This window comes from Paenibacillus sp. BC26 (assembly GCF_900116125.1).
GTDB lineage: Bacteria > Bacillota > Bacilli > Paenibacillales > Paenibacillaceae > Paenibacillus_Z > Paenibacillus_Z lignilyticus.
In genome coordinates this window covers 1-20,137 of sequence record NZ_FPAD01000002.1, presented here as the reverse complement: position 1 = coordinate 20,137, position 20,137 = coordinate 1, and the positions used below count along the sequence as shown (strand labels likewise).

At 49.5% G+C, this 20,137-nt stretch carries 20 protein-coding genes, 1 rRNA gene and 1 other RNA gene; 15 read left to right on the top strand and 7 right to left on the bottom strand.

Annotated features, from left to right (window positions below):
• Positions 1–177: 177 nt before the first annotated feature.
• Positions 178–1,788 carry a degradosome RNA helicase CshA gene (locus BM412_RS16505; RefSeq protein WP_091220659.1) on the top strand — a complete coding sequence of 537 codons (1,611 nt, stop codon included), beginning with the start codon at positions 178–180 and terminating at the stop codon, positions 1,786–1,788.
• A gap of 79 nt (positions 1,789–1,867) precedes the next feature.
• On the opposite strand, the gene BM412_RS16500 is transcribed toward BM412_RS16505, so the two are convergent.
• Complete coding sequence (locus tag BM412_RS16500) at positions 1,868–1,960, bottom strand: YjcZ family sporulation protein (protein ID WP_091220657.1); 93 nt, start codon at positions 1,958–1,960, stop codon at positions 1,868–1,870.
• A gap of 179 nt (positions 1,961–2,139) precedes the next feature.
• On the opposite strand from BM412_RS16500, the gene BM412_RS16495 reads away from it, so the two are divergent.
• The 3 genes from BM412_RS16495 to BM412_RS16485 all read left to right on the top strand — a co-directional run bounded on the left by BM412_RS16495 (position 2,140) and on the right by BM412_RS16485 (position 3,656).
• Positions 2,140–2,934 carry a YesL family protein gene (locus BM412_RS16495; protein ID WP_091220655.1) on the top strand — a complete coding sequence of 265 codons (795 nt, stop codon included), beginning with the start codon at positions 2,140–2,142 and terminating at the stop codon, positions 2,932–2,934.
• A 48-nt stretch (positions 2,935–2,982) separates the two neighbouring features.
• Positions 2,983–3,164, top strand: a non-coding RNA gene (gene ssrS, locus BM412_RS16490) — 6S RNA.
• 96 nt (positions 3,165–3,260) lie between these two features.
• Positions 3,261–3,656 (top strand): DUF1499 domain-containing protein, encoded by a 396-nt coding sequence (locus tag BM412_RS16485; protein WP_177245889.1) that lies wholly within the window; start codon positions 3,261–3,263, stop codon positions 3,654–3,656.
• A gap of 65 nt (positions 3,657–3,721) precedes the next feature.
• On the opposite strand, the gene tpx is transcribed toward BM412_RS16485, so the two are convergent.
• The gene (gene tpx, locus BM412_RS16480) at positions 3,722–4,240 is read right to left on the bottom strand and encodes a thiol peroxidase (protein ID WP_091220650.1); all 519 of its coding nucleotides are present in this window, start codon (positions 4,238–4,240) and stop codon (positions 3,722–3,724) included.
• A 96-nt stretch (positions 4,241–4,336) separates the two neighbouring features.
• Between tpx and BM412_RS16475 the strand changes: the two genes are divergently transcribed.
• From BM412_RS16475 to BM412_RS16465, 3 genes are all read left to right on the top strand, one after another.
• Positions 4,337–4,957, top strand: coding sequence for a rhomboid family intramembrane serine protease (locus BM412_RS16475; RefSeq protein ID WP_091220648.1), 621 nt, complete (start codon positions 4,337–4,339; stop codon positions 4,955–4,957).
• 34 nt (positions 4,958–4,991) lie between these two features.
• Positions 4,992–5,897, top strand: coding sequence for a glutamate biosynthesis transcriptional regulator GltC (locus BM412_RS16470; RefSeq protein WP_091220645.1), 906 nt, complete (start codon positions 4,992–4,994; stop codon positions 5,895–5,897).
• 108 nt (positions 5,898–6,005) lie between these two features.
• Positions 6,006–7,826, top strand: a complete 1,821-nt coding sequence (locus BM412_RS16465; protein WP_091220643.1) for a peptidoglycan D,D-transpeptidase FtsI family protein — start codon at positions 6,006–6,008, stop codon at positions 7,824–7,826.
• Between the two features lie 11 nt (positions 7,827–7,837).
• On the opposite strand, the gene BM412_RS16460 is transcribed toward BM412_RS16465, so the two are convergent.
• Entirely contained in the window at positions 7,838–8,968 is a 1,131-nt protein-coding gene (locus BM412_RS16460; RefSeq protein WP_091220640.1) for an AI-2E family transporter, read from the bottom strand.
• Between the two features lie 226 nt (positions 8,969–9,194).
• On the opposite strand from BM412_RS16460, the gene BM412_RS16455 reads away from it, so the two are divergent.
• Positions 9,195–10,655 carry a polysaccharide deacetylase family protein gene (locus BM412_RS16455; RefSeq protein ID WP_256256386.1) on the top strand — a complete coding sequence of 487 codons (1,461 nt, stop codon included), beginning with the start codon at positions 9,195–9,197 and terminating at the stop codon, positions 10,653–10,655.
• Positions 10,656–10,728: 73 nt separating this feature from the next.
• Here the strand turns inward: BM412_RS16455 and BM412_RS16450 are convergent, their stop codons facing one another.
• Both BM412_RS16450 and ilvD read right to left on the bottom strand, forming a co-directional pair.
• Entirely contained in the window at positions 10,729–11,343 is a 615-nt protein-coding gene (locus tag BM412_RS16450; protein WP_090981675.1) for a PH domain-containing protein, read from the bottom strand.
• Between the two features lie 106 nt (positions 11,344–11,449).
• Positions 11,450–13,138, bottom strand: a complete 1,689-nt coding sequence (gene ilvD, locus BM412_RS16445; protein ID WP_091220633.1) for a dihydroxy-acid dehydratase — start codon at positions 13,136–13,138, stop codon at positions 11,450–11,452.
• 281 nt (positions 13,139–13,419) lie between these two features.
• On the opposite strand from ilvD, the gene BM412_RS16440 reads away from it, so the two are divergent.
• From BM412_RS16440 to BM412_RS16415, 6 genes are read left to right on the top strand one after another with little or no spacing between them, the layout of a single operon-like run.
• Positions 13,420–13,722: an urease subunit gamma gene (locus tag BM412_RS16440; protein ID WP_091220630.1), complete on the top strand. Its 303-nt coding sequence runs from the start codon at positions 13,420–13,422 to the stop codon at positions 13,720–13,722.
• 24 nt (positions 13,723–13,746) lie between these two features.
• The gene (gene ureB, locus BM412_RS16435; RefSeq protein WP_091220627.1) at positions 13,747–14,118 is read left to right on the top strand and encodes an urease subunit beta; all 372 of its coding nucleotides are present in this window, start codon (positions 13,747–13,749) and stop codon (positions 14,116–14,118) included.
• Positions 14,111–15,829, top strand: a complete 1,719-nt coding sequence (ureC, locus tag BM412_RS16430) for an urease subunit alpha (RefSeq protein ID WP_091220623.1) — start codon at positions 14,111–14,113, stop codon at positions 15,827–15,829. Before ureB ends, ureC begins: the two co-directional genes overlap by 8 nt.
• 52 nt (positions 15,830–15,881) lie before the next feature.
• Entirely contained in the window at positions 15,882–16,601 is a 720-nt protein-coding gene (locus BM412_RS16425; protein WP_256256385.1) for an urease accessory protein UreF, read from the top strand.
• A 51-nt stretch (positions 16,602–16,652) separates the two neighbouring features.
• Positions 16,653–17,402 (top strand): urease accessory protein UreG, encoded by a 750-nt coding sequence (gene ureG / locus BM412_RS16420; RefSeq protein ID WP_091220617.1) that lies wholly within the window; start codon positions 16,653–16,655, stop codon positions 17,400–17,402.
• Positions 17,371–18,237 carry an urease accessory protein UreD gene (locus BM412_RS16415; RefSeq protein WP_256256384.1) on the top strand — a complete coding sequence of 289 codons (867 nt, stop codon included), beginning with the start codon at positions 17,371–17,373 and terminating at the stop codon, positions 18,235–18,237. Before ureG ends, BM412_RS16415 begins: the two co-directional genes overlap by 32 nt.
• Positions 18,238–18,267: 30 nt before the next feature.
• Here BM412_RS16415 and BM412_RS16410 read toward each other — a convergent pair whose 3' ends face one another.
• Positions 18,268–18,810, bottom strand: a complete 543-nt coding sequence (locus BM412_RS16410) for a GNAT family N-acetyltransferase (RefSeq protein ID WP_091220601.1) — start codon at positions 18,808–18,810, stop codon at positions 18,268–18,270.
• Between the two features lie 378 nt (positions 18,811–19,188).
• Positions 19,189–19,539 (bottom strand): hypothetical protein, encoded by a 351-nt coding sequence (locus tag BM412_RS16405; RefSeq protein ID WP_091220600.1) that lies wholly within the window; start codon positions 19,537–19,539, stop codon positions 19,189–19,191.
• A gap of 509 nt (positions 19,540–20,048) precedes the next feature.
• Here BM412_RS16405 and BM412_RS16400 point away from each other — a divergent pair.
• Positions 20,049–20,137 (top strand): 16S ribosomal RNA (locus BM412_RS16400); the annotation flags it as partial.

The window sequence follows — 20,137 nt, the reverse complement described above, 5'->3', positions numbered from 1 at the left end:
CACCTCAGCGGAGTATAATCAACAGGTAGCAGTTTAACAAAAAAAGTTGGAAGTTGTCTAATGTAATAAATGATGCTAGTATATGTATTTAGTGCTTGCTGGTATTCAGAAATACAGTTGTGCTATAATAAACTGTATATTTTCTGTAGGATGCAGATAGAAGGAGATTGAAACAGTTTGAAAACATTTGCTGAATTCGGCTTGGAACCTAAGGTTCTTCAAGCTATTACTGAGCTTGGATTTGAGGAATCTACCCCAATCCAATCGAAAGCCATTCCAATTGCGCTTGCCGGCACCGACTTGATCGGGCAAGCTCAGACAGGAACGGGCAAAACGGCCGCCTTCGGGATCCCGCTTGTCAACAAGATTCCGGTTACTGAAGAGCGTATCGTTGCGTTAATTATGACCCCAACTCGTGAGCTCGCGATTCAAGTTTCGGAAGAAATCGGAAAGCTTACACGTTACAAAGGTTTGCGTTCATTGCCAATTTACGGCGGTCAAGAGATCGGTCGTCAAATCCGCGCTTTGAAGAAACGCCCGCAAATCATCATCGGTACACCTGGTCGTTTGCTCGATCATATCAACCGCAAAACAATTAGACTTGATGATGTCCAAACCGTTATCTTGGATGAAGCGGATGAAATGCTGGACATGGGCTTTATGGAAGATATCACTTCCATTCTTTCCTTGGTACCGGCTAATCGCCACACGATGCTGTTCTCGGCAACAATGCCTCCGAACATTCGTAAACTGGCTGATCAGTTCCTTCAAACGCCTGAGCATGTGTCGGTTATCCCAACGCAAGTCAGCGCTCCAACGATTGAACAAGCATACATCGAAGTTCATGAGCGTCAGAAGTTTGATGCATTGAGCCGCTTGCTTGATATGGAATCCCCAGAACTTGCAATCATCTTTGGACGTACGAAACGCCGTGTTGACGAGCTGAGCGAAGCCCTTCAGAAGCGTGGTTATTCTGCAGACGGCTTGCATGGCGACTTGTCCCAGAATCAACGCGACAACGTAATGCGCAAATTCCGTGACGGCAGCATCGATGTGCTTGTAGCAACAGACGTTGCGGCACGCGGTCTTGACGTTTCCGGCGTAACGCATGTTATCAACTTCGACTTGCCGCAAGATCCGGAGAGCTATGTACACCGTATCGGCCGTACAGGCCGTGCCGGTAAAGAAGGTACTGCGTGGTCGTTCGTAACGCCGCGTGAGCTGGATCACATGCATTTCATCGAGAAAGTGACTCGTCACAAAATCGCGAAGAAGCCATTGCCAAGCATCGCTGAAGCAATTGAAGGCAAACAACGCGTAACGGCTGAGCGCATTCTGGATGCTCTGGAAGGCGATGCGGTTAATGAGTTCAAAGCCATTGCCATTCAATTGCTTGAGCAATACGACTCCGTTAACTTGCTGGCAGCAGCAATTAAATTGATTACCGGCGAGAAGAAAGATGTTAATATCGAACTTACGCCGGAAGATCCGATTCGCGCTAAGAAACGCAGACCGGATGTTCGTACAAGCGGACGTCGTTTCTCCGGCGGACCATTTGGCGGCGGCAATCGTTCCGGCAGCGGTCCTCGCGGACGCGGCGAAAGCAGCGGCAGCCGTGGCGGTTACGGCGGCAGCGGTGGCGGCTACAGCGGCAATCGCAGCAGCAGCAGCAGCAGCTCGAGCAGCAGCACAAGCAGCAGCTACAACCGTGATCGCGATCGTGACAACAAAGGCCGTGGAGACGGCCGCGGCGAAGCTCGCCGTTCCCGTCCATCCTCTGACGAATAAGCAAGGATAGACACCGGGGCTTCTGTTTAGCCGAGCAATCGGATAAATAGAGCCCCTTTTTTTATCTTGTTATCTACTGTCAGAAGAATCCTTTCGAGACAATTATAAGTAGAATGAACAGCACAAGAATCAATGCGGCACTAGTATGAGAGCCATGACCCATATTACCCATTAGCGACGTCCTCCCCGGCTTGTGTCTTGGGTGCGATAACACTATATGGTATGCACATGGGTGAATGTCGTTTAGACGCCTGCCCACATTCCCGAAAATGGGCGTTGGCTTCTTGGGCTGTCTATATTATAGTTAACGTAGTATAAAATGAAATCGCTTGCTAGGAGGACTTGGCTACTATGGAAATGAGAGGCATGATGGGCGGGTTTTATAAAATCTCGGAATGGATTATGCGCTTATCGGTAACAAACGTGCTATGGATCATTTGTTCCTTGCCGTTTATTATTTTACTGCTCCCTGTGTTATTTGCTCAGAACAGCGATCAAATGCTGAGTTACTTCATCGTTTCCGGCATCGTTGCTCCGTTCACTTTGTTTCCGGCTACCGCGGCTATGTTTGCGGTTGCGCGCAAATGGGTAATGGGCGAGGTAGATGCGCCGCTCCTTCGCACGTACTTTAGAAACTATAAGGACAGCTACGTGCAAAGCATGATAGGCGGAATCTTGTATATGGTTCTGTTTACGATTCTCATTGTGGACTTCCGCGTATACTTGGTGAAATTGGAATCGTTCCAGCTGGTTTCTTATTTATTCGTTGCACTCGTTGCTTTGCTGGCCGTATCGCTGTTCAATTTCTTCTCGATGGTCGTTCACTATCACATGAAGACGCTGCAGCTGCTTAAGAACGCATTGCTGCTTACAATCGGACGGCCTTTCCGGTCGCTCTCGACAGTCATTATGTGCGGCTTCGTTATTTATATTAGCTTCAGCTCGCCGAAATTAATGTTTCTTGTTCCGTTCTTCACAGGCAGTGTAGTGGCGATCATCGCTTTCTGGAACTTCTACGCGATCTACATGAAGCTGCAGCTGCAAGCGGAGAAGGCAGCGGAGGCGGCGGCGGAGGAAGAGCGCAAACGTCTCGAAGACGAAGCATTCCTGCCACATACAGAAGAAGGTCAAAACACCATTAAATAGCGGCGGGTGTCACGTTTACTTTTGCCCGTGTTACGTCTATAATAACAATACATCCTGCGATGTACGTTACGGCTTATCACTTGTTTTGAACCAATGGCTGTTTTAAGGGAGACTCAATTGAAACGCAGCTGACAGGCCCTCGAAAAGGGATCTCAAAAACGTTTCTGCGGCCACCCACCTGCGAGAGCGGGTTCAGAAACAAGCAAGTCGGACGGCATGGCGGGTTACTTACTTTAAGCGAAAAGGGGGCAACCCCTTTTTTTTATGTTAGAAACTATGTTATGATATCTCTTAGCGTACATAGAAGTTGGAGGGGGAGATTACCTTTGTCTTTGAAGCGGTCCCTTATCGGGTTGCTGCGCAGTCATGAATTGACTGGCGATAAAGCGAAAGATCCGTTACTGAAATCCCATTATTACAAGTTGTCACGGGAGAGAGCTTGGGAAGAGGTTGTCTCTACACTAAAGAAGATGCAAGGCTACAAGGTGCTTCATGAAGTGCAGTCCGTAGGTGAGATCGTACTCGAGAAACGTACGGTAACCGGCCGTACAATGGATATTACCGTATCCGTTATCAACGTGAATCCTGTTACAGCAGCGGTGGACATTTATTCCGCGTCGCGCGGTTCGTTCGGAGATCTTGGATCTAATTACCGCATCATTATTGATATTTATCGGACTCTCGATAAGAAGCTGGCTCAATATAAAACGACCGGCATATAATAACGAGAAAAAGCGAGGAAGGGAGTCCCTGCCTCGCTTTTGTCATATGCTGATCTTTATGTAGCTTATACGAGTGCTTTCACTGCATTAATCGCATTCTCGTAGTTCGGGTGCTCCGTCATTTCGTTAAGCACTTCCACGTATTGAATCGTGTCATTGCCGTCGATGACGAAGATCGCACGCATATCCAGGTGAAGATCTTTGATCAACACGCCGTAAGCTTCGCCGAAATTGTTGTTCTTGTAATCCGACAGCAGAACAACTTTATCGACACCTGCAGCACCGCACCAACGAGCTTGTGCGAATGGAAGGTCAACGCTGACTGTCAGGACAGCTACGTTATCGCCAAGAGTTGCTGCTTCTTCGTTGAAACGACGAGTTTGCGAATCGCAAACGCCTGTATCAATGGAAGGCACTACGCTGACAAGTTTCACTTTGCCTGCGAAGTCTTTCAAAGAAACAACCTCAACAAGAGATTTGTTCAATTGAAAATCAGGAGCTTGGTCACCGATTTTCAGTTCTGGGCCAATCAGAGTAAGCGGGTTGCCTTTAAGAGTAGCAACGCCTGTGCGTTCTTGTGCCATTAATAAACAGCCTCCTTAGGATGGAATTGGTTCATACCAAATTATTATAACTATAATGAAATGCCATTGTCCAATAGGAGGGCAAAGGAGAACACGATGATATTTCTTCGTTATGAAAGTTTTCGCAGTTATTTGCGGCTATATCCGGTTACAGCGGCTATTATCGCGCTGAATCTGCTCATCTATATTAGCGATCGCTACCTATTGGATGGCCAGCTGCTGGAACGCGGTTTCTTTTACAGTGATCCCAACGACAATTATTTCTCGCTTGCGGAACCTTGGCGTTATGTGACGGCCCAATTCTTGCATCTGAGTATTTCGCATATTTTCTTCAATATGTTTGCCGTGCTGGTGTTTGCGCCTCCGCTTGAACGGATGCTAGGACATGTGAAGTATCTGCTGTTCTATCTGCTGTGCGGCATCGTCGGCAATCTATTCAGTGCCATCGCAGACTCGTCTACTGCGGGAGCAGGCGCTTCGGGAGCAATCTATGGTGTATATGGTGCTTACCTCTACTTGGCGCTAATGAAACGCTCGCTTGATCCGGATTCGCGCAAAACGGTGTATACGATACTGATCTTCGGTATTTTATATTCGATATTCGCGCCGGGGATCGGGCTTTGGGCACATTTTGGCGGATTGTTTGCCGGTTTCGTGCTTGCTTATGCATATGACTGGTATTTAATCGGGAAGAAGAATCGCCGATATAATCGATAATAGCAGCTGATATAGAGAAGAAGAGGGGACGCTAGTGGAGCTTCGTCAATTGTATTATTTCGTAAAAGTGGCTAAGAAAGAGCATGTTACGAAGGCAGCAGAGGAGCTGCATGTGGCACAATCAGCCGTCAGCCGACAAATTCATCAACTGGAGGAGGAGCTTGGCGCCAAGCTCTTCCTGCAGAAGGGACGCAACCTGCAGCTTACACCTGTGGGGGCTCTGTTTCTGAAGCGGGCGGAAGTCATATTGGCTGATTTGGAGCGCTCTGTCGTGGAGATTCAAGAGTTTCTCGATCCGGAGAAAGGGGAAATTCGACTTGGTTTTCCGCACAGCTTGGGGATCTCGCTTATACCTGAGGTAGTGGCGGCGTTCCGGAAGCTGAATCCTAACGTGAAGTTTCGGTTTAAACAAGGGATGTTCCCGTCCCTGATCCAAGACGTGATGAAAGGCGAAGTGGATCTTGCTTTCGTATCGCCTTGTCCCGAGAAACATCCTCACGTGAACGGTCAAATTGTCTTAACGGAAGAGCTGTTTGCGATACTGCCGCCGAATCACCCGCTTGCGAGCGAAGAGTCCATTGAATTGGTTCAGCTGAAGGACGAGATGTTCGTGCTGTTCAGTGAAGGCTACTCGCTGCGGCCAATTGTATGGGAGGCTTGTCTGGCGGCCGGATTTACACCGCAGATCGGCTTCGAGGGGGAAGAGACGGATACGATTCGCGGACTGGTTGCGGCAGGTATGGGAGTCAGCTTGCTGCCTGAAATGGCACTCTATGCATCAGGGCCGCTTAAGCCGGCTAAGGTACGCGTCCGCTCGCCGCAAGTAACACGGACAATCGGACTTATATATCGATCCAATGAGAAGCTCCCGTTAGTTGCCAAATCATTTCAGAGCTTCCTGCTCGAGTTCTTCGCATGCAATCGGTTTCGGAAGCAATAGACGCGGTGCGGTCATCCTATTGAGGTCAATCAGAGCGAATCTGATTGGCCTTTTTTATTAAGGGGATACTTGTAAAAAATCCCTTTGAACGGCGGAGGAACAGACGTCATGAGCAGAGAACGGCGAAGAAGCAGACAACAGCGAATTTTTATCCTCCTTATGATGTTGAGCGCGATGGTAGTGGTAGTCGTCTTGCGCATCGGGTGGCTGCAGCTAATGCCATCCGCCCCCGTAACGGCCACAAGCTCCGATTGGAAAGAGGAGTCTGTCGCGCAGCGAGAACGAACATTAGTACTGGATACCGGCAGGGGAGACTTCTACGACCGTTTCGGCAGGCCGCTTACGGGGGAGACCTATGAAGCGCTGGCTGTATTTCCGCTGCAAATGAAATCCCGCACTGACAACTCCAAGGAATTCGAAGAACTGGCCAAGGCACTTGGCATACAGTCTTCTATCTTGAAACAATGGATGGCCAGTTTAACGGAGCCCGTCTTCTGGCAGCAGGAGGGGCAGGAGGTGCCTCATCGTTTAACGGCCAAGCAACTCAACGCGATAGAAGCGCTGCATATTAACGGTGTGCGCGTGCTGCCCTACCATAACCGCTATCCGTCTGCCTTCAGCGCCATACATGCGCTCGGCTACATCAGCCAGCATCCGGAGCTGCTTCAAGCCGATTACGGCAAGCGGCTTAAGGAGCATACGATGACCCTGCGCGACCAGACCGGCGGCTCCGGCTTGGAGCGTTCATTAGATCCGCTGCTGCAAGGTACGGGACCGACCGCAGTGTCTTATTTTACAGATGGAACGGACAAGCCTATGCATGGCTTAAACTTGAGACTTATTAGTCCGAATAATCCAAACTATCCGGTTAAAGTAATGACGACGATGGATCTTTCTTTGCAGCATCGGCTGGAGAACTATGTGGACCATAAAGGATTGAAAGAAGGAGCGGTCGTAGTCCTCGATACGGCTAACGGAGATATTATTGCGATGATTTCAAAGCCGCAGCTCTCAATGAGCTCCATCAACGCGGCGGGTCTGGCTGCTGCCAATCATGCGATTAGGGCGGCAACACCGGGTTCGATATTCAAAATCGTGACGGAAGCGGCTGCACTGGAATCCAACGTTACCGGCGAAGGCGAGCAGTTCTATTGCAATGGGAATTATGGCCGCTATGGCCTTCATTGCTGGAAGGACGGGGGGCATGGCCATGTCACGCTCCAAGATGCGTTTGCAGGCTCATGTAATGTCGTGTTTGCAGAGCTTGCGGAGCGGCTTAGTGCGCGGCAGTTTCTGGTGACTGCAGATCAGCTCGGTATTGCTCGGCAGGTCGGATGGAGCAGCAAAGAGGCGTTTGCGCCGCTTGGAAGACCGCTGCGGCAGTTCCAGGAGGAAGAAGCGGGAAATGTGTTCGCTGTACCCCAAGAGGCCAGAGATGGCGGTCAGTTGGCGCAAACGGGCATAGGCCAAAGAGATGTAAAGCTCTCACCGCTTCAAGCGGCTAACCTTATCGTTACGCTGTTGCATGAAGGTCGTGTCCAAGAACCGAGGCTTGTTAGAGAAATTCGGTATGGGAACGGACAAGTGTTGGCTAAGCTTGCCAAACAGACTTCGCCCTCGCAATATGGGCAAATTCATGCGCGTACAGCTCGGACTTTGCTTAGGAGCATGGAGGCAGTAGTCCGGTACGGAACGGGGAAAGGGATCCGAAACGGAATTTGGGCGGTCGCCGGAAAATCCGGCACCGCCCAAATTAGAAGAGGAGATCGGGAAAGATTGAATCAATGGTTTGTTGGCTACGGACCGGTTGAACAACCACGCTATGCAGTGGCAGTTCTGGCCGAGAACCGAATACCCGGAACATCCAATCAAGCAATGGCTATTTTCCGCGGGGTGATGGATATTCTTGCGATGCAGCGGAAGGACTAAATGGATTAACGTTAGTCCACGATTTCCGTATTCTCCGCCGGATTGGTTTGATGATCGAACTCCCCTTTAGGGGAATGAATCCAGCGGTGGAAGTAACGTTGATCATACAGCGCCTTAAGCAAAATCATAAGAATAGGCGACAGGATGACGCCTGCAATCCCGAATATGGAAAGTGAAATAATCATGAATGCGAGCATCGTGAAGGCAGAAACGCCGAGCGTGTCTCCGGTAATCTTAGGCTCCAGAAATTGACGGGTCAATACGACGGCAAGGAACAAACAGCTGAGCCAAATGGCGAGCGTCGTATTACCGACAATGAACAAGTAAATAATCCACGGAATAAATACCGTCCCGACACCGAGTAAGGGCAGGATGTCGAAGAAAGCGGATAGTAGCGCGATGGAGAAGGCATTGGACACACCGAGCAGCAGCAAAGCGACGAAAATAACGATGAACGTAATGCTGATCAGCTTGCCTTGGGCTTTCAAATAACCGGCAATGCCGGAGAATACATTCTCGCGCAAGAATAGGAAAGCCTTCTTGAACGTATTAGGCGTCTTCTCCTGCGCCAGCTTCTTCCACTCTTTAATTTCCAGACTAAGGAAATAAGCGAGTATGATTCCGATCGTGAAGTTAATGATAAAGGTGGAGAAGGATTTCAAGTACCCGCCTAGCGAGAGCAGGAAGGATACGGCGAGATTAGATCCCCATCTTGTAATATAGCCGAAGATTTCATTGGCTTTCTCCACAACATTATCCGGGAGCGGAAGGGCGCTGACTTTGTCTTCGAGCATGGCGGCGTTTTTCTGGAACTGATCGACGAGTAAATCCTGATATTTGCCGAGGTTTGAAGCAAGCCCGGTAACCTGTGTTGTAACGACGAAACCGGCACCAACAAATGCAGCGACAATGACGAGCGTGAAGATAAGAACGGAAATGCCTGAAGCGATGGATTTCTTCATCCCCAGCCGCTGCATCCACCGTGCAGGAGGCTCAATAAACATGAAAATTAAGAAAGACAGGAATATTGGAGTGGCAATCCGGTATACATAACTGAATACAAGCATGATGAGATACACGGTCAGAACAATTAAGGCAATATCGAATGCGGTACGCCAATATTTACGGTAGAAGGAAAGCATTGATTGGCTCCTTTTTTAATAGTTGTTATGCGGTTTTGTATCATGATTGTACTATAAAATAACAGTGTTTCCCAACTTAACTTTATGTTAGTCTAATTTTCCGATTTATGCTGTATTTCTTCGCTGTAACTTCCGTAGCCGTTATTGTGCGTGCTATGTTACAATGAATGAAGGTATCAGGCATCAATGGCACTCCCTCTTCCAATGGACAAGGATCGAAACTAGGGTGGTGGGAAAACGTATTATGGAAAACTTCCTGCTGTGGGGATTTTATTTTTTAACGTTTTATGCTTTTTTACCCGGAATTATAAGCCGTACATTTGGTTTTCGCGTATTTAAACGGGGACGTGCAGAACGGGAAATTGCCCTTACGTTCGATGATGGGCCAGATCCTGTTTATACACCGCAGCTGCTTGATTTATTAAAGAAATATGATGCGAAGGCGACATTCTTCGTCGTTGGCATCCATGCAGAACGGAACCCGGAGATTTTGCAGCGCATGCATGCTGAAGGGCATGTCATCGGCATTCATAATTACGTACACAAGTCCAATTGGCTTATGCGTCCAAGAACGGTTAAGAAACAAATTCATCGCACATCAGAGATTATTCGCCGGGCAACCGGCGTTCGTTCGGCGTACTACAGACCTCCGTGGGGGATCGTCAATCTGTTTGATTTTTCTAATTTGGGCTATCTTCAAATTATTCTCTGGTCTGCGCTGTTCGGCGATTGGCGCAAACGGGTAGGGGCTGAACGACTAAAGGCTCGTATGATGAAGAAGCTTCGGCCGGGAGAAGTGCTGCTTCTTCATGATTGTGGCGCAACTTTCGGGGCGGATCTTGATGCGCCGGCTAACATGCTTATTGCATTGGAGGCGTTTTTGGAAGCGGGTCGTGAACGCGGTTATCAGTTTGTCCATATTACGGACATGATTGCTCTCACGGACGGAGATCGCAGCAAGTCTAAGTTGAAAGAAGCTAAGCCTGCGGCGCACGGCCTCTTCAAACGGGCACTGATCGCGTGTTGGATGGGCTGGGAGCGGGTGTTCCACGTTCTGTTCCGCGTAAAGTCAGGCGGAGAGGGCTCTATCTTTCACATTCGGCTTGTCCCTTATCCGGGACAAACGCTGGAGCTGTCGGACGGCAGACGAATCGAGCACAAGGATCCTGTAATCGAGCTTCACTTTGATAATCATAAGCTGCTGAAAATGATGACTGAATCACGCTCGATGATGCAAGTTGCGATTATGCTCATTCGAGAAGTGCAGAAGGGGATGCCAAAGCTTGCCCAGCAGCTTGTAGGAAACAAAGAGTACGAACATGCAAAAGGGTTATATGGCGTCAGTATGATTAATCGCGGCGCAGAGCAATTCGGATTCAGCGTGCTGCCGATTCCGAAAGGTCTGTTTGATTACTCAACACGGCTATATTTGAAGCTGCTGCTCCGTGTGCTTCATCCTTCAGGTAAGAAACGTTTGACTGAGCAAGGCTCGCGGCTTGATCCGCGAATTATTGCAATGTCGATGGACCAATTCTGGGGGCGCTACGGTGCTGAGGCGAACGTGAATCCCACCTGGAAGAAGGCGCAAGTTTACGAGCCTAAGCTTCATCAAGGAACGCGTCCGGGGTTAACGCCTGCAGCTTATGACAATGCGAATGCAGCAGGAGCCGGAGAGTACACGCCTTAACGAATTAACGAACAAGTTTATAAGAAAGGCGCCTCGGAACTCGGGGCGCCTTTCTTGTTGGTGTGCCGCCAAACTAGTGGTTAATATAACGCTCGAATACTGCACCGAAATCTTTGGATTTGTATTGCTTTTGCGTTTCGGCAAGCCAATTGAACGCGAGCTGGTTGATCGATTTGAATTGTTCCGAGAGATCGATTTCCGCTTTATAAATTTGGCTGACGGTGGAGGAAGCCAGATCCAGGCTCTGTCTTGCAAAGCCGAGTGAAATTTCATTCTCGTGCGTAAGCTCGGCGATTTTGATCAGTGCTTTGTAGAGATCCTTTACTTCTTCGATATGTTTCTTATGAACGTCTATGGTGAACGGCGTTCCGCCAAGATTGAATTTGATTTCAACATCCAAATCGACGGTGCCAGCCGTTTCTAAGTATACGCTGGAAATCTTATGTGCACTGTATGAATAGCGGTGGAGCGTTCTTTTCTTGCTGACCGCACTTGTGCCGTCGAGGTGGATGAGCGCTTGATTCGTGAAGCAGTACTCGTCGGACTTGGATTTGATCAGAAAATAAATTTTCTCGTTATCCTCGTGAAGGACATAGTCGTCGGAATCGACCTTATCATAATTTTCCGGTTTGATGACAGAACCTAAATCACTTAAACCAAGCAAATCGGCAGCTACTTTCCCGAACATGAGAATCCCTCCATAATGTAAAATAAAAATCGCCCTGCATATGAGTAGTTGACTTCCAACTAGTCATACGCAGGGCGATTCCATTATGTTTCAGTTTCGGGCGGAATTAATTAAATCTTAGTACGCCGCCTGTGCTTGCATTTGTTACAAGGTGGGAGTAACGAGCCAAATAACCTTTTTTGATTTTCGGCTCAAAGCCTTTCCAATTCGCACGACGAGCTTCGAACTCCTCATCGCTGATCAGAAGGTTCATTTCGTTGTTGATCAAATCAAGCTCGATGAGGTCGCCGTCATTTACGAAAGCGATAGGACCGCCTTCTGCAGCCTCCGGAGAAACGTGTCCGATACTGATTCCGCGGGATGCGCCGGAGAAACGGCCGTCCGTTACGAGACCAACCTTAGCTCCAAGACCCATACCGACGATTTGCGACGTTGGCGCAAGCATCTCTGGCATACCAGGTCCGCCTTTAGGGCCTTCGTAACGAATGACGACAACATGTCCTTCTTTAACTTTACCGTTAGCGATGCCGTGCAGTGCCTCATCTTGCGAATCGAAGCAGATTGCAGGACCTTTATGGTAGCCGCCGACTGATTTATCAACAGCGCCGACTTTAATGATTGCACCGCGCGGTGCAAGGTTTCCGAATAGAACAGCCAGTCCGCCGCGCTCGCTGTGCGGGTTGTCCAGCGTGTGAAGAACATCCGTATCCTTGATATCATGTCCGGCTACATTCTCGCGAAGTGTCTTACCTGTTACAGTAAGCACGTCACCGTGAAGCGCGCCTTCTTTCTTGAACAGCTCGTTGATAATCGCGCTTACGCCGCCGGCATTGTGCACGTCTTCGATGTGGTAATCGGAAGCCGGAGCAATCTTAGCAAGATGCGGAACGCGTGCTGCAATTTCATTGATGCGCTCGATTGGGTATTCGATACCTGCTTCATGAGCGATTGCAAGCGTATGAAGGACAGTGTTTGTGGAACCGCCCATTGCCATATCAAGTGCAAATGCATTGTCGATGGATTCTTTGGTCACGATATCGCGTGGCTTCAGATCCATCTCGATCAAATTCATCAGTTGACGAGCAGCTTGTTTAACGAACTCTTTACGCTCAGGCGATACGGCAAGGATCGTTCCGTTACCCGGAAGGGCAAGTCCAAGACCTTCTGCCAAGCAGTTCATGGAGTTAGCCGTGAACATACCGGAGCAAGATCCGCAAGTCGGACAACCGAATTGCTCAAGCTCTGTAAGACTCGCTTCGTCGATTTTACCTGCTTGGAATGCACCGACACCTTCGAATACGCTGGAGAGCGAGATCGAGCGGCCATCGGAAGTTTTGCCGGCTTTCATAGGTCCGCCGCTGACAAGCATTGTCGGGATGTTGACGCGAAGCGCGCCCATAATCATGCCCGGTGTAATTTTGTCGCAGTTTGGAATACAAACCATGCCGTCAAACCAGTGAGCATTTACAACGGTCTCAACGGAATCCGCAATAATTTCGCGGCTCGCAAGGGAATAACGCATACCGATATGTCCCATTGCGATTCCATCGTCGACGCCAATCGTATTGAATTCGAAAGGCACGCCGCCTGCTTCCCAGATCGCTTCTTTAACGAGCTTTCCGAATTCCTGCAGGTGAACGTGGCCTGGAATGATATCAATGTACGAGTTGCAAACCGCGATAAACGGTTTACCGAAGTCTTCCTCTTTTACCCCGGCAGCACGCAGCAAGCTGCGGTGCGGAGCGCGGTCAAATCCTTTTTTGATTGTGTCTGAACGCATCTTTTTTGCCGCCATTTCTGTCCCTCCCAAAGTAAGTTCAATAAATTTTAGTCTATCACATCGGGCATTGAATGGCTAGCACGTTCGCCTATGGAAGAGGTGGCAAGGAAACTTAGGGAATCACGTATTAGATGAAGGGTTTTCTCTTCGTTTTCGACAGAACCTGACACCAAAATCCAAAATATAGCAATATTTAAAGTTAATCTATCACTGTATGTTATTAAACATGACACAAACGATTTACTTGGTTCCGTGGAACCGCTATAATAGTAGAAAACGTTGGAAGAGGTGCCTGTATGCAGTTAACGGAAAGGGAAAAAGAAAAGCTTCTAATTACGATTGCTGCCGATTTGGCACGTAGACGACTCAATCGAGGCGTGAAATTGAACTATCCCGAAAGTATCGCGCTGATTACTTCCGAAATCTTAGAAGGCGCCCGCGATGGGCTGACGGTAGCGCAATTGATGGAACACGGCACAACCATTCTAAGCCGAGATCAAGTGATGTTAGGCGTGGCGGATATGATCCATGAAGTACAAGTGGAAGCGACTTTTCCGGATGGAACGAAACTCGTGACCATTCATCATCCCATACTTTAACGTCACTATGAGAGGGGGATCGCCATGATACCGGGAGAATACCGTACGGCGGCCGGAGACATCGAACTGAATGCCGGTCGGGAGACAGTGGAAGTTCTTGTTGCCAATACGGGGGATCGGCCTGTGCAGGTGGGTTCGCATTTTCATTTTTTCGAAGTAAACCGGGCGCTTGCGTTTGATCGCGAAGCGGCATTCGGCATGCGCCTGGATATTCCGGCCGGCACCGCGGTTAGGTTTGAGCCGGGCGAGGAGAAGCCGGTTCAGCTTGTAGAGCTCGGCGGAAGCAAACGCTCCTTCGGACTGAACGCACTGACTAATGGTCCGGCGATTCGCGGCAATATGTCCGATGAAGTGCGCGCCAGGCTTTCTGCGTGGGAGGGAACCAAGCATGAGTAAGATGAGTCGCGGCAGCTATGCGGCCATGTTCGGTCCGACAACAGGAGATGCCGTTCGATTGGCGGATACGGAGTTATGGGCTCAAATCGAGAAGGACTACACCGTCTACGGAGATGAGTGTAAGTTCGGCGGTGGAAAAGTCATTCGAGATGGCATGGGACAATCGAGCGGGGCGCTGCGTAGTGAAGGGGTTCTGGATACGCTTATTACCAATGCGATTGTCATTGACCACTGGGGGATCGTGAAAGCCGACATCGGGATACGGGACGGTGTCATTGTTGGGATTGGCAAAGCGGGTAACCCGGATATTATGGATGGCGTAATGCCGAATATGGTCGTCGGCGCGAGTACGGAAGTGATTGCGGGCGAAGGGAAAATCGTAACGGCCGGCGGAATCGACAGCCATATTCATTTTATTTGCCCGCAGCAGATCGAAACGGCGCTATCATCCGGCGTAACGACGATGATCGGCGGAGGTACGGGGCCGGCAACCGGTACGAATGCAACGACTTGCACGCCCGGGGCATGGCATATGCGCAGGATGCTGGAAGCTGCCGAAGCGTTTCCGATGAACCTGGGTTTTACCGGCAAAGGCAATTCATCCTTTACCGGCCCGCTCATCGAACAAATTGAAGCGGGAGCCATCGGGCTGAAGCTGCATGAAGACTGGGGGACGACGCCGGCTTCCATCGACGTTTGCCTTACAGCCGCGGATTTGTACGATGTTCAGGTAGCGATTCATACGGATACGCTGAACGAAGCGGGTTTTCTGGAAGATACGCTGGCGGCATTTAAAGGGCGGACTATCCATACGTATCATACGGAAGGGGCCGGAGGCGGGCATGCTCCCGATATTATCCGGGCAGCCGGCGAATTGAATGTGCTGCCTTCCTCCACGAACCCGACACGTCCGTTTACGATTAACACGATCGAAGAACATTTGGATATGCTCATGGTCTGTCACCATTTGGACAGCAGCATTCCGGAAGATGTTGCATTCGCGGACTCTCGGATTCGTCCGGAGACGATTGCGGCTGAAGATATTTTGCATGATATGGGCGTATTCAGCATGATCAGCTCCGATTCGCAGGCAATGGGGCGTGTGGGGGAGGTTATCATTCGTACTTGGCAAACCGCTGACAAGATGAAGAAACAGCGTGGCCCCCTGGCACCTGATACCAGCGCTGAGGCTGATAATTTCCGCATCAAGCGGTACATTGCGAAATACACGATCAATCCCGCGATTACACATGGCATTTCGCATCTGGTCGGTTCTATAGAGCCCGGCAAGTTTGCGGATTTGGTCGTGTGGAGTCCGATGTTTTTTGGCGTAAAGCCGGATCTGGTGCTCAAAGGCGGGAGCATTGCTTATGCGCAAATGGGGGATCCCAATGCATCGATTCCGACGCCGCAGCCGGTATTCGGCCGTCCGATGTTTGCCGCATTCGGCAAAGCCAAGAACAGCAGCTCGATTACATTCGTGTCGCAGGCTGCATATGATCGCGGCATTGCGGAAGAGCTTGGATTAGCTAAACGGATCGAACCGGTGCGAGGCTGCAGAACGGTGACGAAGAAGGATATGATCCACAATGATGCGACACCGGTGATTACCGTTGATCCGGAAACCTACGAAGTAAAAGTAGATGGCGTTGTGGCGACCTGTGAACCGGCAGATGTATTGCCGATGGCGCAGCGATACTTTTTGTTCTAGCGGCGTTCATGTAGAGTGTCTGCTTCCGGTTTGGGATGGAGGTGAGGGGAGCTTGGCCAACAATTCAGAAGAAGGTGCTGAGCCTGTAGTATTGCCTTGGCTCGCTCTTCAGCAGTTGCTCGACTCGGCTTTGCCGATCGGCGGATTCTCCCATTCCTTCGGCTTGGAGACGCTGGTTCAAGAAGAGGTGCTGCAAACAAGTAAGCAGCTTGAGGAATACACAGTATCGATGCTTATGCAGAGCTGGTCAACGGCAGATGTGATGGTCATCAAATCCGTATATCGAGACATGCCGTCATTCAATTATCGTTCCATAGGGGACGTAGAGAGGCTCGTTCACGTTCAGCGCACAGCGATAGAAACGCGAAATGGGATCGAGAAGATGGGGCGAAGGCTTTTGCAACTGTTGGGCTCCTTATACCCCAATTACGATTGGGCTCCCCTGCAGGAAGGGATTAAGTCGAAAAGCTGCATAGGCACTCATCCGCTCGTGTTCGGATTTGCTTGCTATCGTCTGGGGATTTCGCTTGAACAAGCAGCGCAGGGATATATGTATGCGAGCATCGTCAACTGTATCAACGGTGCGCTTCGACTCATGTCTATTGGCCAAACCGAAGGGCAAACCATCATCGCGAGGCTGACGCCGAAGACGTTGGATGCATGGAAGACGGTGTCTGAGATGACACCGGAGGACGCCTATAGTTTCATGCCAATGAGTGAAATTGCGATGATGCGCCACGAGAATCTGTATTCTCGCCTATTCATGTCTTGAGAGTAGAAAGTCGGTAATGGAAACTTCATATCCCGCTAGGAGGAATGTACAATGTGTCAAGGACAAGGTCATCATCATCATGAGTGGGAGCAGCCAGCAATCGATCGCGCAGGTTCAAGACCGGTTCGAATCGGAATAGGCGGTCCTGTAGGTTCGGGTAAGACGGCATTGGTAGAGCGTCTTGCAGGTGCGCTGAAGGATAAATATAGTGTGGCGGTCATCACGAATGACATTTATACCAAAGAAGATGCGCGGATTTTGGCTGCGACCGGTGTGCTGCCGGAAGAACGTATTATCGGGGTGGAGACAGGCGGATGCCCGCATACCGCAATTCGTGAGGATGCGTCGATGAACTTTGAAGCGGTGGATGAGCTGACGAGCCGGTTTGACGATCTTGATTTGATCTTTATCGAAAGCGGCGGCGATAATTTGGCGGCAGCCTTTAGTCCGGAGCTGGTGGATCGGTTTATCTACATTATTGACGTGGCGCAAGGCGAGAAAATTCCGCGTAAAGGCGGCCCGGGCATCATGCGTTCGGATTTGTTGATTATTAACAAAATCGATCTGGCCCCTCATGTCGGTGCCAGTCTTGAAGTGATGGAATCCGATACGAAACGCATGCGCGGAGAGCGGCCTTATGTATTCTCGAACCTCTTCGGCGGCGTGAACGTGGATCGAATTGTCGCTTGGCTGGAGCATGAGCTCGCCCACGCTCATGGACATGAGCATCACCACGAGCACGAACATAAGCATGAGAGTGGACATGAGCATGCCGCAGCACATCGCACCCACCACTCCTAATCAGGAAGGGCAGCGTGTATCGCAGCTTCGGGCGGTATTTGAGAAGCGGGAACGCGGAACGGTTTTGACCTCGAAATATCATACTGCACCTATTAAGATCGCAAAAGCTTTTCCGCTTGACGGCCCGCTCGGTGTTATCGTGATGGATGTGTCTCCGGGGTTGTTGGCCGGCGATCGATACGAATTCGATTGGCAAATAAAGCCGGGTGCGCATGCTTACGTCACGAATCAATCGTTTACGAAGGTGCATCCCTCAAGCGTGCTGCTTGGCGGTTCTTCAATCAGGCAAAGCTTCGAGCTCGGGAAGGAATCGGTATTGGAGTCCATGCCGGAGCCGGTAATGCTTTATCGAGACGCTGCCCTGGATTCCGAGACGCTGGTGCGCTTGAGCGAAGGTGCGGTGTGGATGGGAGCTGAAGTACTCTGCCCGGGCAGAACGCTGCGCGGCGAGCTGTTCGACTATATCCATCTGAAGAACAAGGTGCGCGTTTATTATGAGGATGAACTGATCTACGCTCAGCAGCAAAATATCATACCGGAATCGCAGCAATTGTCGGCTCCCGGTTGTCTGGGGAAGTTGACTCATACCGGTGTATTCTATGCTTTCGCAGATCGAATCCAAGCGAAACATGCCGAGGCAATTCGGGCTGCGTTAGAATCGTTGCCGAGCCGTGGACAGAGAGAGATTCAATGTGGCGTATCGCTTACCTATAAGCACGGTCTTGCGGTCATGGCAGCCGGAACTACGGCTTGGCACATCCAAGAAACACTTGCTGCGGTGTGGGCGGTAATGAGGAAGGAACTGCTGGGGTTATCGCCTTTTGCGATAAGCTAGTGAAAGGATGGCGATTTCTCGCCATCCTTTTTACTTGGGGAAGTATTCTGTTCTGGTGATCCCGAAGTATTCGAGATCCTCGAATTGATCCCATTTGCGGATATGCTGTTTAAAAGTCCCTTCGTGTTTCAGGCCGGCTTTGGTTAATACTGCGGATGATGCCGGATTACGTGTCATGGCGGCGCCGATGATGCGATTCAGGTTCAGTACTTCGAAGCCGAAGCGGACAATGCGTTTGGCGGCTTCTGTTGCGTAACCTTGTCCCCAGAATTCCTGTCCTAACCAGTAACCGATTTCAGCTCGTTGATGTGCGGCTGTCACGTTTAAACTGATGCATCCCATTAGTTGCTGTTGTTTATCTTCTATTATAGCGAATGTAAAACCGTGTCCGTGCTGGGCTGCATCTTTGCGAAATGCGATCCATGCATCGGCTGCTCCATCGGGATAGGGATGTGGAAGCGATAGCGTTGTACGTGCGACCTCGTATTGCCCGGCTAGCTTTTGTACGGTGGACGCATCCCTTTGTTCAAAGGGGCGAAGTTGCAATCTGGGTGTCTGTAAGGTAATACTCATGCCGATTCACCTCGCAGCGACTTTTCCTCCATTATAGCAGTGGGTGAAGGCGAGGTCATCCGTGTTTCGGCATATAATAAAAGCTCTTGCTTACCCGCTGTTGAGAGGGAGGAGCAAGAGCTTTCATGTGCGATACAGTGTTAGACTAGTAAAGCTTATCGTTAATCCTCTGCATTGCTGTTGCTTTTCTTATCAGAGGACTTCGTTGTTGTATTCTTGCGTCCTTGTCCTTGCTGCTTTGCCATGGGTCACACTCCTTTCCGGTAAGATGTAGCCTATTGTGTGTAGGATTGTCCCCAAATATGAGCATAGTGGAAGAATAATCAAAAAGACCATGACTCGAATGAAGGTCTCATTCCAATCATGGTCTTTGAACTGTTACATAGCCATTGGATTCCGTGATGTCAGCACATTCTTGATGCTTTGTGCGCGCCACTTCGACACATGGACTTGTTTGGCTTCGGAAGTGCTGCGGTCAAAAGAGATCGTACCGTCCGTTAGGGAGAGTACCTTCTCTGCATTGACATAGCAATTAGCGCTTACTTTAATGAAACGACCTGATGTGATGTAACTGTTCAACTGCTCGGTAGTAATTCTCTTCTTTATGTTGTAGTTTCTACCGTGAAAGCTGGCCAGACCAAGCCTACCGACTTTGAAGTAATAAATGTCCTTCTCTACCTCAAAGTTTTCGTAAATGTTGCGAGCATCGTCTGCTACTACCTTCATCATGTAATGATCCCCCTCAATAAGATGAATTTGTTAGCGCTTTCATTTTAACACAAACCTTTGGGCTTGTGAACAGCGCAAACCAAATTTTTCATGTTTTTTTTGCGGACGTGGGGTCGAAATCATTTCTCTTCATTATATAGCGAAAATATAATGCAATGAATAAAGGTGTTAATATGGGATAATCTATTTGTATAATAATACCTGTTGCGATAGCTGATGCATCCATGGTATATTCTATTTCTGCCTCCGAGACATCAACTTGGATGCGGTGATCGAAACGAAAATAAGCTGAAAAATAAAGCTTGCAATCATGTTTCGATTCATGGTAAGATCTAATTCCGGTCATGAGCCGGAAGGAAATAAACCAAGTATTTGTTCTTTGAAAACTGAACAATGAGCGACCAGTCAAATGGTTATAAATCGCGAAACATAACGTTTCGCAAAGCTAGTTTTTTGAATGAGCTACCAAGCGAATTCTTAAAAATGGCCAAGCCCTCGGGCTTACCACTTTTATGGAGAGTTTGATCCTGGCTCAGGACGAACGCTGGCGGCGTGCCTAATACATGCAAGTCGAGCGGAGTTATTCCTTCGGGGATAG